Source organism: Ochrobactrum sp. P6BSIII (assembly GCF_014138065.1).
Lineage (GTDB): Bacteria > Pseudomonadota > Alphaproteobacteria > Rhizobiales > Rhizobiaceae > Brucella.
In genome coordinates this window covers 178,752-194,773 of record NZ_JACGXB010000008.1, presented here as the reverse complement: position 1 = coordinate 194,773, position 16,022 = coordinate 178,752, and the positions used below count along the sequence as shown (strand labels likewise).

Here is a 16,022-nt window from a genome sequence, read left to right as displayed (position 1 = left end):
GAACCGCATCCACAGCAGGTCACGCTGTTCGGCTGGATGCGTCGGACCAAGAGTTCAGATCGCATGTCGCTCTGAATGCAAAAGGGGTTGCCATGGACTTCTATATTCTGGCCCAGCAGCTGATCAATGGGATCACGCTGGGCGCTATCTACGGACTGATCGCCGTCGGCTACACGATGGTCTACGGGGTCATCCGCATGATCAATTTCGCTCATGGCGACGTCTATATGGTGTCGGCCTATATTGCCGCGATCACGCTTGCGGTGCTGGGCTTCTTCGGCGTTCAGTCGGTTCCTTTCGCGCTGATCTCGATCCTGATCATCACCTGCGCCATCACGGCGGTCTACGGGTGGGTGATCGAGCGCGTGGCCTACAGGCCGTTGCGCGGCTCCACCAAGCTGGCGCCGCTGATTTCGGCAATCGGCATATCGCTGATGCTGCAAAGCTATGTTCAGATTTCACAAGGCGCGCGCGATCAGGGCGTGCCGACGCTGATCCAGGGCGCTTTCCGGTTCGGCACCGAACAGCATTTTGCCCAGATCACCTATATGCAGACCGTGATCCTGTTGGCCTCATTGGTCGCCATGGGCATTCTGACCTATGTGATCGGCTATACGCGCATTGGCCGTGAGTGCCGCGCGACCCAGCAAAATATCCGCATTTCTGCGATCCTCGGCGTCAACACGGACCGCACCATCTCCACCGTCTTCGTGATCGGTGCAGCAACGGCTGCTGTCGGCGGCGTGCTGGTGACCTTCAACTATGGTTCGTTCAATTTCTTCATCGGCTTCGTGATGGGCATCAAGGCATTCACGGCGGCAGTACTTGGCGGCATTGGCTCTCTGCCGGGCGCAGTGCTCGGCGGCATATTGCTCGGCCTCACCGAAGCGCTGTTCGCCGGCTATGTCAGCACGGACTACAAGGACGTCTTCGCCTTTGCCTTGCTGATTGTTCTTCTGTTCTTCCGTCCTTACGGCCTGCTCGGTCGTCCGGAAATCCAGAAAGTCTGAGGGGAGGCCGGAAACCATGCTGAACGACCGTCTTCTCGCGCTTTTCAAGGAAGCGCTACTGACTTTCACCATTTCGCTGATCCTGCTTGGGCCGATTTCCGGTCTCGTGCTGGACGGCTTCTCCTTCCGCAATGAGCTGATGCGGGCCGTCACGCTTGCCGCCATCGTCACAGCCGGACGGCTGATATTTTCGCTGATCGGCATGAGCCCGCTCGGCGCAAGGCTGAAAGCCCTTTTGTCCAGCAATAGCGGCGGCGTCACGGTCAGAACGGGCAAGGAAAAATCCGCAGCCCCGCTGTTGGCGGTGATTTTTCTGGCAGGGTTGATGCTGCCTTTCGTGGCCGACAAATATTTCCTCGGCATCGCCATTCTGGCGCTGATCTACTGCCTCCTGGGTCTGGGGCTGAACATCGTCGTCGGGCTGGCTGGCCTGCTCGATCTCGGCTTCGTGGCCTTCTATGCAGTGGGTGCCTATCTTCTGGCGCTCGGCTCGCAATATCTGGGGTTGGGCTTCTGGAGCGCGCTGGTCATCGCGCCGTTTCTCGCGGGCCTTTGCGGCATGATCCTCGGTTTTCCGGTGCTCAAGATGCATGGCGATTACCTCGCCATCGTGACACTGGGTTTCGGCGAGATCATCCGCCTTGTGCTCAACAACTGGCTGGACTTCACCGGAGGACCGAACGGCGCCCCCGCGCCCGCCCCCACGCTCTTCGGGTTGGAGTTCAGCCGGACCGCAAAGCAGGGCGGCACACCGTTCCACGACTTCTTCGGCATCGCCTATAATTCCGATTACAAGTTCTGGTTCCTGTATTTCGTGCTGTTCCTCGTCGTGTGTGGGGTGATCTACACGGTGGAGCGCCTGCGTGTCATGCCGCTGGGGCGCATGTGGGAAGCGCTGCGCGAGGATGAGATTGCCTGCCGGTCGCTTGGCGTCAATCACGTCTTCATCAAGCTTTCCGCCTTCATGCTTGGCGCATCGACGGGCGGGATTGCAGGCGTGTTCTTCGCGGCGCATCAGGGCTTCGTGAACCCGACATCCTTCACCTTCTTCGAATCTGCGCTCATCCTCGCCATCGTGGTGCTGGGTGGTCTCGGCTCCACTGTCGGTGTCATTCTCGCCGCGCTGGTTTTGACCATCCTGCCGGAACTGCTGCGCGACTTCGCAGAATATCGCGTCTTCATTTTCGGCGTGCTGATGGTCGTCATGATGATCTGGAAGCCGCGCGGACTGGTGCGGGTCACGCGCCCGGCGTTCTTCCCGTCGTCGGAGGCGGTGGTTTCGGCGGGGCTTTCCTCCAAGCCGGATCAATTGACCATGGAGGCCAGCCGATGAATGCGCCTATCCTCGAAGTTCAAAATGTCACCATGCGGTTTGGCGGGATCGTCGCCAATCGCGGGGTCAATTTCTCGGTGGCGAAAGGCGGCATTACCGCGCTGATCGGCCCCAACGGCGCTGGCAAGACGACGATGTTCAACTGCATCACCGGCTTTTATCGTGCGAGCGAAGGCCGCATTGTGCTCAACGGTCCAGAAGGCCCGCGTGACATCGGCGCTTATATGGACAAGCCGATCACCGGCGGCTCCCATCAGGTGACGCGGGCGGGTATCGCCCGCACATTCCAGAACATCCGGCTGTTCAAGGAAATGTCGGTGGTGGAGAACCTGCTGGTTGCCCAGCATCTTGCCACCCGCAACGGGCTGTTGAGCGGCATCTTCAAAACATTGGCCTTCCGCAAGGCGGAAACCGAAGCGGTGGACCGCGCCTATTACTGGCTCGGCCAGATGAACCTGCTTGAAGACGCCAACCGGCTTGCCGGGGAGCTTCCCTATGGCCGGCAGCGACGGCTGGAGATCGCCCGCGCCATGTGTACCGGGCCGCAGCTTATCTGTCTCGACGAACCGGCGGCGGGGCTGAACCCATCAGAAACGCATGAGCTTTCCCAGATCATCCAGCGGCTTTGCGCCGAGCAGGAGCTGACCGTGCTGGTGATTGAGCACGATATGGGGCTGGTGATGCGCATATCCAACCACATTGTCGTGCTGGATCATGGCGAGGTCATTGCCGATGGAACGCCTGAACAGGTGGCCAATGATCCGGCAGTGATCGCTGCCTATCTCGGTGTCAGTGAAGAAGAGGTGCAATCGTGAGCCAGGTGGCGGAACCAAACGGGCAGGGCGCAACCGACAAGCTTCTGGAGCTGGTGGATGTGCACGCGCATTATGGCGCGGTGGAAGCGCTGCGCTCGGTCAATGTGCATATTTCCAAGGGCGAGATTGTCAGCCTGATCGGCGCGAATGGCGCAGGCAAGACCACGCTGCTTTCGACGATCTTCGGCTCGCCGCGCGCGTCGAAAGGCAGGATCGTTCATCGTGGCGAGGACATTTCCCGTCTGGCGACAAATCGCATTTCCAGGCGGGGCGTGGCACTGGTGCCGGAAGGGCGGCAGATCTATCAGGAAATGTCGGTCGAGGAGAACATGATGATGGGTACCACGCCTGTCGGGATGGAGCATTTCGACGCCGACCGCGCGACCATGTTCGAACTGTTTCCTCGCCTCAAGGAGCGTCGCAATCAGGTTGCAGGCACCATGTCCGGCGGTGAGCAGCAGATGCTGGCCATTGCGCGCGCCATGATGGCGCGGCCCGAGTTGATCCTGTTCGATGAGCCTTCGCTGGGGCTGGCGCCGCTGGTCGTGAAGCGCGTCTTCGAGGTGCTGGGTGAGATTGCCGCGATGGGCAAGACTATTTTTCTGGTCGAGCAGAATGCCAATCACGCACTGAAACTGTCGCAGCGCGCCTATGTCATGGTCAATGGCCGCATTCATCTGTCAGGTAATAGCGCGTCGCTTCTGGACAATGCCGAGGTGCGCAAGGCTTATCTCGGCCTGCACTGAACCCGTTTGTCATCCCGCTTCCTTGATTGCAATCAAGGAAAACCTGAAATGAAGGGACTAGATTTCCGATTGCGGGCTGCTTTGCCCGCAATGTTTGGGCGCTTTCGGCCTGTCCGCTTGGGCAGCCGCGGCGCTCGTGATGGAGATCGAGATGAAAATGCGTATGACCGCGTTGGGACTTGCCGCCGGTGTCTTGGGCCTGCTTGCTGCCCCCGCTTTCGCCGAGAATATTGAAGTTCACATGCTGAACAAGGGCGCTGAGGGCGTCATGGTGTTCGAACCGGCCTATATCAAGGCAAAGCCGGGCGACACGGTAACCTTCATCTCGGTGGACAAGGGGCATTATGTCGAGTCGGTCAAGGACATGCTCCCGGCAGGCGTGGCCCCGTTCAAAAGCAAGATGAACGAGAACTATGTGCTGACCGTCACGGAGCCGGGCGCCTATCTCGTCAAATGCACACCGCACTTCGCCATGGGCATGGTTGCGGTGATTGCAGTTGGCGACAATCCGGCCAATCTCGATCAGATCGTTGCCGCCAAGAAGCCGAAGATCGTCCAGACGCGGCTGGAGAAAGTTATCGCCAGCGCAAAATGATGGGCAAGAGCCCTTCGTAAAACCTCGCCGAATCTGACCGAAAACTGCGCGATGTCCTCACGCAGTTTTCGACTGCTTGACATTTAATCAATCGATTGATTAAATAATATTATGAAAAAACCGCGCAATACTGACACCGTCACCAACCCCGCCCAAAGCGAACCGTCACTATCCAGTGACCAGACGCGCATGGCGCTGATCCATGCGGCTTTGCAGCTGTTCGGGTCGAAAGGCTTCGACGCCACCTCGACGCGCGAGATCGCGGCTTATGCCAAGGCGAATATCGGCTCCATCGCCTATCATTTCGGCGGCAAGGAAGGACTGCGGCTTGCCGCTGCCGACTATATCGTCGAGACGATACAGGGCGTTGCCGGTCAGGCACTTGGCCATTACGGGGCAATCGGTGCTCCTGCGACGACGAAGGAAGCTGCGCGTCAGCAGCTGGGTTTCGCGCTGGAGCGGATGGTGCAGTTTATCGTGGCGCAACCGGCATCCGGCGAAATCGTTCAGTTTCTGTTGCGCGAGCTGGCGCATCCGACAGCGGCGCTAGACCGCATCTATTCCGGCGTTTTCGAGCCGACCCACAAACGGCTTTGCGCCGTCTGGGAAGCGGCGACTGGCGAACCAGCAGAAAGCGAGCAAACGCGTCTTACCGTTTTCACGCTGCTTGGACAGGTCGTTTATTTCCGGATCGGGCAAGAGGCGGTGAAGCGGCGCATGGGCTGGGCGGCTTTCGGTCCCGATGAAGCCAAGGCGGTTGCAGCCATCGCGCGGCAGAATCTGTTTGCCATTCTCGCTGCCCGCGATGAACAGCATAATAAGGACGAAGTGCAATGAGCCTTCTCTGTATCGTTCCTTTCGCGTCCTATCTGTTCGCGGCATGCAGCAGCCAGCCGCTGGCCGTTGGCTATGTCGAAGGCGAGTTCGTGCAGCTTGCCCCGCTGGAAGTTGCGCAGGTGCAATCCGTCATGGTGAAGCGCGGCGAACGTGTGGAGCCGGACAAGCCGATTGCGCTCACCGAAGAGACGGATGCGAAAATCGCGGTTGCGCAGGCAGAAGCCGCTTTGGCGCAGGCCCAGGCGCAGCTTGCCGATTTGCAGGTTGGCAAGCGCCCGGATGAAATTGCGGTTCTGGAGGCGTCGGTGCGCACCGCCAATGCGCAGGCCGACGATGCGCGGCGCACGCTTTTGCGCACGCAGGACCTGACAAAGCGCGGGGTCATGACGCAGGCCCAGCTGGACGATGCCAAAACCAGTGTGGAAGTGGCCGAAGCGTCCATCAATCAGAGCATGGCCAATCTGGCCGTGGGACGTTTGCCCGCCCGCCCGGAAGAAATCAAGGCCGCTGAAAACGCGGTCAAGAGCGCTGCCGCACAGCTCGATTCCGCACGCTGGCATCTGACCAAGCGCACCATTGTTGCGCCCGCTGCCGGGCGGATCACCGATGTCATCCGCAATCCGGGCGACACCGCCGGGCCGACCGCGCCAGTGTTGACCATGCTGCCGGACGGCGCGGTGAAGCTGAAAGTCTATATTCCGGAGGCCAAGTTCTCCTCCGTCCGGGTTGGAGATTTGCTGTCGGTCCGTTGCGACGGCTGCACGGCAGACCTCAAGGCGAAGGTGAGCTATGTCTCGCCCGACCCGGAATTCACCCCGCCGGTGATCTATTCGCTCGAAACACGCCAGAAGCTTGTCTATCTCGTCGAGGCGCATCCGGTCGATCCGGCTTCGCCGCTCCAGCCGGGCCAGATCGTCGATGTCGATCTGGCTGCCCGGTAGACGGAGGCGATGATGTCCAACGCCATCGATGTCAAAGGTCTTGTGAAGCGGTTTGGCGATGCAACTGTCGTCGATCATGTGAGCATGTCGGTGGCGGAGGGCGAGATTGTCGGCTTTCTGGGGCCGAACGGTTCCGGCAAGACCACGACCATCCGCATGATGTGCGGCTTGCTGACGCCCGATGAAGGCGAGGGGCAGGTGCTGGGGTTTGATCTGCGCACGGAAGGGCTGAAGATCAAGCGCGAGGTCGGTTACATGACGCAGCGCTTCTCCTTCTACGAAGACCTGACCATCGCCGAAAATCTTGAATTTGTGGCGCGGCTTTATCGTCTGAAGCCCGTGCGGGACCATGTGGCGCGCACGCTGGAAGAACTTGGGCTGACATCGCGCGGCAACCAGCTTGCTGGCACGCTTTCCGGCGGCTGGAAACAACGGCTCGCACTTGCCGCCTGTATCATGCACAAGCCCAAGTTACTGCTGCTGGATGAGCCGACCGCCGGTGTTGACCCCAAGGCGCGGCGCGATTTTTGGGACGAGATTCATCGCCTTGCCGATGGCGGACTGACAGTGCTGGTTTCAACCCACTATATGGACGAAGCCGAGCGCTGCCACCGCATCAGCTATATTTCCTATGGCAAGCTTCTGGCGACGGGAACGGTCAGGGATGTGATCGCTGAGGCGGGTCTTACGACTTTCGTCGTCAGCGGCCAGCGGTTGGGCGATGTTGCGCGCGAACTGGAGAATGAGCCGGGCGTTCTGCAAGTGGCGCCATTCGGGGCGACGCTGCATGTTGTCGGCTCCGACCGGGCCAAGCTGGAAATGGCGCTCGACAAGATCAGGCATCGTGACGGGATTACCGTTGAGGCAGGCGAAACCAGCCTTGAGGATGTCTTCATCCAGTTCATGGCCAATGCGCAGGACAATATGGCGAAAGCAGCCAGCACCGGGAGTAACAAGGCCGGGAGCAGCAAAGGATGACGACGGGCAGCTGGTTTTCATTCGAGCGTCTTGGCGCGATGCTGATGAAGGAATTCATCCAGATGCGGCGCGACCGCATTACCTTCGCCATGATGCTGGTGGTGCCGCTGATGCAGCTTCTGCTGTTCGGCTTTGCGATCAACAATGACCCGAAAAGCTTGCCCAGCGCCGTGGTCGTCACCAGTCAGGATCATTACACCCGGGCGATGATATCGGCGCTGGAAACGACAGGCTATTATCGCTTCGATCACGTGGTTCAAAGCGCCGCCGAAGCCGAAGCGCTGATTGCCAACGGCACGGTCTCCTTCGTGGTCACCATCCCGTCCGACTTCGAGCGGCGGGTGGATGCAGGCGATACACCGCAAATTCTCATCGAAGCCGATGCAACCGACCCATCTGTGGCAAGCGGGGCAATTTCAACGCTGAGCACCGTGGCCAGTCAGGCGCTGTTGCGCGAGCAGGGCAAGCAGGTCGAAGCGACGGAGGCCGCCCGCAGCCAGCTACAGGTGATCGTGCATCGTCGGTACAATCCGGAAGGCGTGTCGCAGTATAATATCGTGCCCGGCCTGCTCGGCGTCATCCTGCAAATGACGATGGTGATGATGACGGCCATGGCGCTGACCCGTGAAACCGAGCGCGGCACCATGGAAAACCTGCTGGCCATGCCTGCCACGCCTGCCGAGATCATGCTGGGCAAGGTGCTGCCGTTTCTCGCTGTGGGGGCGGTGCAGGTGGTGGTCGTGCTGGTTGCGGCTAAGCTTCTGTTCGGCGTGCCGTTCGTCGGATCGCTGGCGCTGCTTCTGGCTTGCGTGCTGATCTTCGTTTTGTCGCTGGTGTTGCTCGGCTATACGATTTCGACCGCTTCGCGCACGCAGATGCAGGCCATGCAGCTGACCTTCTTCTTTTTTCTGCCGTCGCTGATGCTGTCGGGTTTCATGTTTCCGTTCAGGGGCATGCCCGACTGGGCGCAGGCCTTGGGCGAGATTTTCCCGCTCACGCATTTCCTGCGCATCGTGCGCGCGGTGATGCTGAAGGGCGCAACCCTTGCCGATATTGCCGGCGAGGTGAATGCGCTGATCCTGTTCGTTATTCTGTTTGCCACGATGGCTCTGTTGCGCTTCCGGCGCACGCTCGATTGATCAGGCGCGCGCCGGAGCAAATCTATCAGCAAGCCGTGGGGGCAAGCTCCACCTTCGGGCGACGTGACAGCGTGAACAGCAGACCCGCCGCTGCCAGAAGGCCACCGGCCACCGGGATGGCCGCATAGCCGTAGCCCGCGCTCAGCACCGCGCCACCCAGAGCGGCACCCACCGCATTGCCGAGGTTGAATGCGCCGATATTGATCGACGAAGCCAGACCCGGTGCTTCGGATGCAGCCTGCATGACGCGCATCTGAACCGGCGGCACGATGGCGAATGCAGCAGCACCCCAGGCCAGCAGGCTGATGAGCGCGCCGACATGGCTGTTGAGCGCGAGCGGCAGCACGAAGCTGATGGCAGCGAGCAGGCCGAGGAAGATCCGCGTTGCGCCATTCAGCGACCAGTCGGCCAGACGGCCACCCAGCGCATTGCCGACGGTAAAGCCCACGCCGATGATGACGAGCGCCAGCGTCACGAAACCTTCCGAAGCGCCGGTGCGATCAGCCAGAACGGCGGCAACATAGGTGTAGAGCGTGAACATCGCACCTGCACCCATCACGGTTGTCGCCAGCGACTTCAACACGGTTGGACGCAACAGAACACCCACTTCCTTACGGATATCGGGCATCTTGCCCGCTTCACCGCGCGGCAGTGAAAGCCACAGGGCGGCAATGGCGACGAGGCCGAGAACCGCAGTTCCCGCAAATGACATGCGCCAGCCGATCTGCTGGCCGATCCAGGTTGCTGCCGGGACGCCGCCAATATTGGCGATGGTGAGACCCATGAACATGGTCGCAACGGCGCTGGCCCGCTTTTCTGGCGGCACGACGCTGGCCGCAACGATGGAGCCGAGACCGAAGAACGCGCCGTGGTTGAGGCTCGTCACGAGACGAGCAGCCAGAAGCGTCCAGTAGTCTGGTGCAAAGGCCGACAGAATGTTGCCGATGGTGAAGATCGCCATCAGCAGCATCAGCGCGGTGCGCTTGCCGAAACGCCCGAACGCCAGAGTCATGATCGGAGCGCCGATCATGACGCCAATCGCATAGGCGCTGACCAGCAGGCCAGCGGTCGGGATCGATACATTCACACCATCGGCGATGACGGGCAGCAGGCCCATTGGCGCAAATTCGGTGGTGCCGATGCCGAAGGCACCGATTGCAAGCGCAAGAAGCGGCCAGTTGAAACCGGCCGCCTGGGTTGCGCTTGTCTGAGCGTTTGAAGCACTCATAGCGAAATCTCCGTGTTACTTGTCCCAGACAGGCGCCAGCTCGGGAGGGCTGACCAGACGTCCGTCAGGACGGGCGAGCTTTGCAATCGCCGCCATGTCTTCAGAATTGAGTTCAAAGTCGAACAGGTCGAAGTTTTCCGCGACACGTGCCGGCTTGGCGGTCTTCGAAAGCGCGATGAAACCGCGTTCGATGAGCCAGCGCAGCGCAACCTGTGCGGCAGTCTTGCCGTATTTCGCACCGATGGCCTGCAGTGCCGGATCACGCGGAACCGCGCCATCGGCCATGCCGAAATAGGCGGTGATGGCAACGCCAGCTTCCTTGGCGGCAGCAGCAATCGCGTTCTGGTCGAGATAAGGGTGAACCTCGATCTGGTTGGTCACGATTGGCGCTTGGCTGCGTTCAATCGATTCTTTCATCTGCGCGATATTCTGGTTGCTGACGCCGATAAAGCGCGTCTTGCCCGAAGCCTGAACCGCATTCAGCAAATCGACCTGTTCGGCAATCGACACTTTGTGGGCTGGCCAGTGCAGCAGCAAGAGGTCGACCTGATCGACTTGCAGCTTGTCGAGGCTTTCGGTCACGGAAGAAGCGAACTTCTCTTCGCTATAATTATCGACCCAGACCTTGGTGGTCAGGAACAGATCATCGCGACGTGGGCCAGCCTTCTGCAAGGCTTGGCCAAGGGCTGCTTCGTTCTGATAGATTTGAGCGGTATCGAAATGGCGGAAACCTGCTTCCAGTGCGGCTGGAATGACGGCTTCCACTTCGGCGTCCGACATACGGAAAACGCCGAAACCGAGCGCGGGAATAGCCGCGCCGTGTGCGTTGACGATCTTCATTGTAACTCCTGTTGACTGGCTGGACGCGTTTCGCGCGGAGGCGCACGAAGCTTGGGAGGCAAACGCTTCCAGTCAGGAATCCATTAGAATCCTGTGATGCACAAAGAGATAGGCCCAACATTCCCACTTGAAAATCCGCTGTCGTTCCACATTATCTATGAAACAATTTCACAGATGGGGTCATGGATGGATAATCGCGCCGGTGAGATGCAGGTGTTCCTGCGGGTCGTGGACGCGGGCAGCTTCTCGGAGGCTGCGCGTCTTTTGCGCATGAATCCATCGACGATCAGCAAGCTGATTTCCCGCATCGAGACGCGGCTTGGCGTGCGGCTTTTGGAGCGGTCGTCCCGCCGCCTGTCGCTCACCGCCGAAGGGCGCATCTATTATGAGCGCAGTCAGGGGCTACTGCACGACTTTGACGAGATCGAGCGTGAACTGTCGCAAGGCTCAGCCAGCACCGGCGGCACGGTGCGCATCACCACGTCGGTTGCACTGGGTACGCTGGGGCTGGAGCCGGTGCTGCCGGAGTTTCTCAGCGCCTATCCGAATATCGTGGTGGACCTGTCGCTCAACGACGAGATCGTGGACCTCTATCGCGATCGGACCGATGTGGCTTTTCGGACCGGCAAGCTTGCAAATTCCAGCATGATGATGCGCAAGATCGGTCTGGCGCGGCGCAAGATCGTGGCGGCCCCCGCCTATCTGGAGCGCTGCGGCACGCCGCGCTCGGTTGACGACCTCGCCGAGCATAATTGCATCGGCTTCAACTTTCGCCGCGTTGCGCCGGTCTGGCCGCTCAAGGAAAGTGGTCGCATTGTCGACCGCGCCGTCTATGGATCATTGCTCGCCAATAATGGTGAAACGGTGCGCCGCATGGCCATAGCCGGGGTGGGGCTGGCCCGCATCGCGCATTATCATGCGCGCGACGACATAGCAGCCGGACGGCTGGTGGAGGTACTGGCGGATGTCATCGAAAGCGACGAGGAAGAGGTGAATGCCGTGTTCCTCGGCGGGGCCAGACTGCCCCAGCGCGTGAAGGTCTTCCTCGATTTCGCTGTGCCGCGATTGCAGGCATTTCTCGCCTTGTAACAGAGCGATCACGCCGAATCATGTTGCATATTTGCTTCTAAGCGTCCGTTTTCCGCATAAAACGGCGCTTTCCCATAAAATTTAGCACATCCAATAGCTGAACGATTTCAGGTTCTTGAAAGGGCGCATCCCGCTTTTCAAGATTCCGTGCTCGCGTTTTGTATTGACTGTTAACATTGCGTTAACCACAGTTTGTTGCAATGTGTTACACAGAGTTACAATTGGTGAACTGGAAGCGAGGTGCGGATTGAAAGGAGTACGGCAGATAGAACGACAGTCCCGGCAGGCAAGCCTGCACCAAGGGGACAAGTCTGCCGTGGCCAGCATGACCTCGTTCTGGGGCTTGATGCGCGCCTATTGGGTGTCCGACCGCTGGAGAGAAGCTTGGGCGCTCACCGCCGCCATTTTTCTTCTGACGGCTTTCGTCAGCAAGATGACGGTCTGGGTGGCGGAAGCCTCCGGCCATCTGATGAACTCCATCGTCAATGTAAATACCGCGCCGGTTCAAAGCCCGCTGATTGCCATTTCAACCAATGCCGGTCTCCTGATCCTGCTGATGCTGGCCAAGGATGTGATGCTGGTCGGCTCGCGCCATTTCCTTTCCACCACCTTGCATCGCAAGTGGCGCAAGTGGCTGAACGACCAGTTCTCCGCAGCGCTTCTCAATAGCAAGCACACGCATTTCCATTTGCAGCAGGGTCGCGGCAAGGACCAGATCGACAATGTCGATCAGCGCTTGCAGGAATCGATCAAGGGCATGACCGGCGGCGCCATTGGCCTCGTGATGGGCATTGTCGGCGTCGTTCTGTCGGCCTTCTTCATCGGACAGAAGCTCATTGAAATGTCCACGGATGTGGAAGGGCTGGAAGTCTTCGGTTCTTATGGCAGCGCGGTTCTCGCCTTTGCCGCCATCCTGATTTACGTGCCGCTTGGTACGTTCGTCGCCATCAAGATCGGTCGCCGTCTGGAGCGCCTCAATCTCGGCATTCAGCAGGCGGAAGGTTCCTATCGTGGTGAATGGACGACCCTTCTGCGCCGCAGCTTCCAGATTTCCGCCTCCAATGGCGAGGCCGTTCAGCGTTCGGTGCATGAACGTCTCTACAAGGATGTCGACGGCACCTGGAACAAGCTCAATCGTTTTGACGCGGCCTATCTGGCCTTCTCGCAGGCCTATGGCTTCCTGTCCAACCGCATCGTCGCCTATATTCCGGGCCTTCTGCCCTATATGAGCGGGTCGGTGAGCTTCCGTAATTATGTCACGGGTGCTGAACTGGTTGCCGCCATGATCAATGATTGCTCGTGGTTCATTCAGGTTATGCCTGCAATCGCCAATCTGCGCGCCAATGCAAACCGCGTGACCGGGCTGGCGCAGGCCATGGAAAATGTGCAGGACCCGTCGGGATTCTATGCGCGTTCGGGCGTCAATCGCTTTGCCTTCGCCCGTCAGCATCCGCGCTTTGGCCTGTCTGTCCGCAACCTCACACTGATGCAGGGGCCGGACAGCGAGGCGCCGTTCCTGCGCTCCGGAGTGATCAATATCCGCGCTGGCGACTGGGTCTATATGCGCGGTGAATCCGGCTCGGGCAAAACTTCCTTCGTGAAGGCGCTGAACGGTCTTTGGCCTTATGGCACTGGCGATATCATCTATCCGCAGAATGCGACCTCGCTCTATGCGACGCAGGATGCGAAGTTCCCGTCCGTATCGCTGAAGCAGCTTGTCAGTCTGCCGGGCGATGCCGGAAGCTTCAGCGATCTTGCCGTTGCTGCCGTCCTGCATGAAGCGGGTCTCGGTGAATTCATCGAACGGATGAACGATAGCGATGCCGGTGGCGCGCCTTGGGATATGGTTCTGTCCGGTGGGCAGAAGCAGAAGATCGTGCTGGCGCGCATTCTCCTGCACAAGCCTTCGATCATTTTCCTCGACGAAGCCACGGGCGCTCTCGACCCGGCTTCAAAGGCGCGCTTCCATGCATCCCTGAAGACCCGCTGCCCCGACGCCATCGTCATCAGCATCATGCATGAGGAAAAGCTTCCAGTGCTGGAAAGCGGCGCGCAGGTTTATTCGCATGTGCTGGATATCCGCAATGGTTATGTCTCGCTGCGTCCGGTCCATTTCGATCTTCCGGGTGCTGCCAACGCCCCGCTTATCGCGGCTGAATAATCGCTTTCTTTAGAGCGTCGATCTGATTGCATCAGATCGGCGCTCTAATCCTCTGTTTCAACGCGCATCTTGTCCGAAAACCGTTTCACACTTTTCGGGATGCGCTCTCATACCGGGTTGTAAAAGTCCAGATTTGGACTATATTCCATTCTGGACGAATGGAGAAAGTCATGGCTCGGAACGCGGCGATGTTAAAGACAGGGATTGAAAAAGGACCCGATGTTCTCGACCCGGGCCGTTTCAAGCCATTGTCGCGCAAGCGGCTGAGCGCTCCCGGTCTGCGCACCTTTCTCGCCATTGCCGATCTCTGGGGGCTGGACGAGCAGCAGCGTCTGCTGGTGCTGGGTCTTCCATCGCGCTCAACCTATTACAACTGGGTGAAAGCCGTGCGTGAGCATCGCGATATCACGCTGGATGTTGATGTGCTGACGCGCCTGTCCGCCGTGCTCGGCATTCATCAGGCGCTGGGTGTTCTCTACGCCGATGAGATGGCGGGCGTGCGCTGGCTGACGACGCCCAATCGCGCAACGGTGTTTGGCGGTCATGCGCCGCTGAGGCTGGTTACGGGCGGCACGCAGGACGGATTGCTGACCGTGCGGCGGTTTCTGGATGCGGCGCGTGGCGGCCACTTCATGGAGCCGAATGAAATCGACAGCGCCTTCACCCCTTACCGCGATTCCGACGTGGTGTTCTCGTGAGGCGCAATCCCGCCCCGCATCCAGGCTACCGACTTATTCCGTCGCGTTTTCCTCCTGTCGGGCTTTTCGACACGGTGGCAACCGCTGCCGATCTGGAAGCCGTGATGGAACTGGCGGGCTGGACCAATGACCGGCTTCTGGTCGAGCGCCTGCAAAGGCTGCCGCAGGAGGAATGGGTGTTCGGCAGGCCGAATTCCAGCATCGTCATGGCGACGTTCCTGCATGTAGCGCCCGGCGGCATGCGGTTCAACGGGCCAGAGCTTGGCGCGTGGTATGCCGCCGCCAGCCTCACCACCTCCGTGGTGGAAGTCGCGCATCATATGCGCCGCGAAGCGGTCGCCACGGGGCGGGCGACACTTTCCCGTACATTCCGTGTCTATAGCGCGCGTCTAGAAGGCGATTTCGTCGATATATGTGGCGAGCAAGCGGCAAGGCCGGACGTCTATGCGTCAGGCGATTACGGCGCATCGCAGCAATTCGGGGAGGACATGCGCGCCGCTGGAGAAGACGGCATCCTGTTCGACAGCCTGCGCCATGAGGGTGGCATCAACATCGCCGCCTTTCGTCCCAGCCGCATTCTCGATGTCGTGCAAGGCGACCACTATGATGTGACGGTTGAAGCTTCATCGCAGAAAATTCAGGCGAAGAAGCTGTCTGGATAAGGCAGTTGTTACACCGCCCATTCCACATCGGTGGTGAAGGCGATGGTGAGCCAACGGTCCGGGCTTTCTTCACCCAGCGCATTGCCGACTTCATCGCGCAAGGCGTCCCATTCTTCCAGCCGCCGGGGTGGCAGATTGGGTGGGACGATGAAGTAAAGTTCGATCTGCTTGCCGCGACCGACCTTGGCGACATAAGCGCGATAGGACACGAAGCCATGGCGCTTCACAATGTCCTGCGCCACGCTGTCGACATGCTGTTTGAGGTCCGCAGGCGTGACCAGAAAAATGTCGGCCAGCGCCTGTTTGATCGTGCCGATGGGCATCGGGATGATGACGAGACAGACCACGGCCAGCGCGGTCGGATCGATATAGGGCGCTATCCACCCCAGTTCCGTTCCTTCGACGAGATAGCCGATCAGGAAGGCGATCAACAGCGCGGCGGTAATGCCGCCAGACATGATCCAGGCCTTGGCGTCCAGCGCCACGAAATCCGATTTGATGTTGCGATTGGCGCGCATTTCAAACCAGGCCATGCCGAGGCAGGCAATCAATGCCACCACCGCATAGAAAATGGCATAGGTGAATTCGAGATGGCGACCGCCTTGCATGATTATGGCGATCGCATTGATGAGGGCATAGATTGCAACGCCGGTCAGCATGATGCCGTTGAGGCCGAGCACCATCGGTTCCAGATGCCAGAAACCCATGGTGAAACGTTCACGCAGTTTGCGGTTGGTCCGCTCCGGCAAGGCGGAAAGCGCAATCAGCCGCGATACGATGAGCGCCAGCCCGCTCATGGCCGCGTCGGCCAGCATGTAGACGCCGTCGAATACAATAGAGAATGAACCGGACAAAAGACCAAATACGACGCCGAAACCGGCGACAAGGAGAGTAACGCCTATCGAGACTTGAAGGACAGTTTGTTCACGGCGCAATTTTTACTCCAAATT

Annotated in this window: 16 protein-coding genes; 13 read left to right on the top strand and 3 right to left on the bottom strand. The window is 59.5% G+C overall.

The genetic code is table 11. The features are described 5' to 3' along the window. Positions 1-92: 92 nt before the first annotated feature. The 9 genes from FHW00_RS13570 to FHW00_RS13530 all read left to right on the top strand — a co-directional run bounded on the left by FHW00_RS13570 (position 93) and on the right by FHW00_RS13530 (position 8,394). The gene (locus FHW00_RS13570; RefSeq protein ID WP_078339029.1) at positions 93-1,010 is read left to right on the top strand and encodes an ABC transporter permease subunit; all 918 of its coding nucleotides are present in this window, start codon (positions 93-95) and stop codon (positions 1,008-1,010) included. Positions 1,011-1,026: 16 nt separating this feature from the next. After that, positions 1,027-2,343, top strand: coding sequence for a high-affinity branched-chain amino acid ABC transporter permease LivM (gene livM / locus FHW00_RS13565; RefSeq protein ID WP_078339028.1), 1,317 nt, complete (start codon positions 1,027-1,029; stop codon positions 2,341-2,343). Beyond that, on the top strand, positions 2,340-3,158 hold the full coding sequence (locus tag FHW00_RS13560) for an ABC transporter ATP-binding protein (protein WP_078339027.1): 819 nt from the start codon (positions 2,340-2,342) through the stop codon (positions 3,156-3,158). The genes livM and FHW00_RS13560 overlap by 4 nt, the downstream gene beginning before the upstream one ends. After that, entirely contained in the window at positions 3,155-3,904 is a 750-nt protein-coding gene (locus tag FHW00_RS13555) for an ABC transporter ATP-binding protein (RefSeq protein ID WP_445557936.1), read from the top strand. The genes FHW00_RS13560 and FHW00_RS13555 overlap by 4 nt, the downstream gene beginning before the upstream one ends. Before the next feature lie 157 nt (positions 3,905-4,061). Next, entirely contained in the window at positions 4,062-4,499 is a 438-nt protein-coding gene (locus tag FHW00_RS13550; protein ID WP_078339074.1) for a pseudoazurin, read from the top strand. A 111-nt stretch (positions 4,500-4,610) separates the two neighbouring features. After that, a complete protein-coding gene (locus FHW00_RS13545; RefSeq protein WP_078339026.1) occupies positions 4,611-5,336 on the top strand; it encodes a DUF1956 domain-containing protein in 726 nt (241 codons plus the stop codon). Further along, positions 5,333-6,277, top strand: coding sequence for an HlyD family secretion protein (locus tag FHW00_RS13540; RefSeq protein ID WP_078339025.1), 945 nt, complete (start codon positions 5,333-5,335; stop codon positions 6,275-6,277). Before FHW00_RS13545 ends, FHW00_RS13540 begins: the two co-directional genes overlap by 4 nt. Before the next feature lie 12 nt (positions 6,278-6,289). Further along, the gene (locus FHW00_RS13535) at positions 6,290-7,255 is read left to right on the top strand and encodes an ABC transporter ATP-binding protein (RefSeq protein ID WP_078339024.1); all 966 of its coding nucleotides are present in this window, start codon (positions 6,290-6,292) and stop codon (positions 7,253-7,255) included. Beyond that, positions 7,252-8,394 (top strand): ABC transporter permease, encoded by a 1,143-nt coding sequence (locus FHW00_RS13530; RefSeq protein WP_078339023.1) that lies wholly within the window; start codon positions 7,252-7,254, stop codon positions 8,392-8,394. The genes FHW00_RS13535 and FHW00_RS13530 overlap by 4 nt, the downstream gene beginning before the upstream one ends. A 25-nt stretch (positions 8,395-8,419) precedes the next feature. Here the strand turns inward: FHW00_RS13530 and FHW00_RS13525 are convergent, their stop codons facing one another. Both FHW00_RS13525 and FHW00_RS13520 read right to left on the bottom strand, forming a co-directional pair. After that, complete coding sequence (locus tag FHW00_RS13525; protein ID WP_078339022.1) at positions 8,420-9,622, bottom strand: MFS transporter; 1,203 nt, start codon at positions 9,620-9,622, stop codon at positions 8,420-8,422. Positions 9,623-9,637: 15 nt separating this feature from the next. Further along, positions 9,638-10,462 carry an aldo/keto reductase gene (locus FHW00_RS13520; RefSeq protein ID WP_078339021.1) on the bottom strand — a complete coding sequence of 275 codons (825 nt, stop codon included), beginning with the start codon at positions 10,460-10,462 and terminating at the stop codon, positions 9,638-9,640. A gap of 186 nt (positions 10,463-10,648) precedes the next feature. Here FHW00_RS13520 and FHW00_RS13515 point away from each other — a divergent pair, with 186 nt between their 5' ends. The 4 genes from FHW00_RS13515 (at position 10,649) to FHW00_RS13500 (ending at position 15,072) form a co-directional block, all read left to right on the top strand. After that, complete coding sequence (locus FHW00_RS13515; RefSeq protein WP_113533927.1) at positions 10,649-11,551, top strand: LysR family transcriptional regulator; 903 nt, start codon at positions 10,649-10,651, stop codon at positions 11,549-11,551. A gap of 316 nt (positions 11,552-11,867) precedes the next feature. After that, the gene (locus FHW00_RS13510) at positions 11,868-13,712 is read left to right on the top strand and encodes an ABC transporter ATP-binding protein/permease (RefSeq protein WP_176168320.1); all 1,845 of its coding nucleotides are present in this window, start codon (positions 11,868-11,870) and stop codon (positions 13,710-13,712) included. A 170-nt stretch (positions 13,713-13,882) separates the two neighbouring features. Beyond that, positions 13,883-14,410 carry an MbcA/ParS/Xre antitoxin family protein gene (locus FHW00_RS13505; protein ID WP_078339019.1) on the top strand — a complete coding sequence of 176 codons (528 nt, stop codon included), beginning with the start codon at positions 13,883-13,885 and terminating at the stop codon, positions 14,408-14,410. Continuing rightward, positions 14,407-15,072: an RES family NAD+ phosphorylase gene (locus FHW00_RS13500; RefSeq protein WP_078339018.1), complete on the top strand. Its 666-nt coding sequence runs from the start codon at positions 14,407-14,409 to the stop codon at positions 15,070-15,072. Before FHW00_RS13505 ends, FHW00_RS13500 begins: the two co-directional genes overlap by 4 nt. Before the next feature lie 8 nt (positions 15,073-15,080). Here the strand turns inward: FHW00_RS13500 and FHW00_RS13495 are convergent, their stop codons facing one another. Further along, positions 15,081-16,007 (bottom strand): cation diffusion facilitator family transporter, encoded by a 927-nt coding sequence (locus FHW00_RS13495; RefSeq protein ID WP_078339017.1) that lies wholly within the window; start codon positions 16,005-16,007, stop codon positions 15,081-15,083. Between the last annotated feature and the right edge of the window lie 15 nt (positions 16,008-16,022).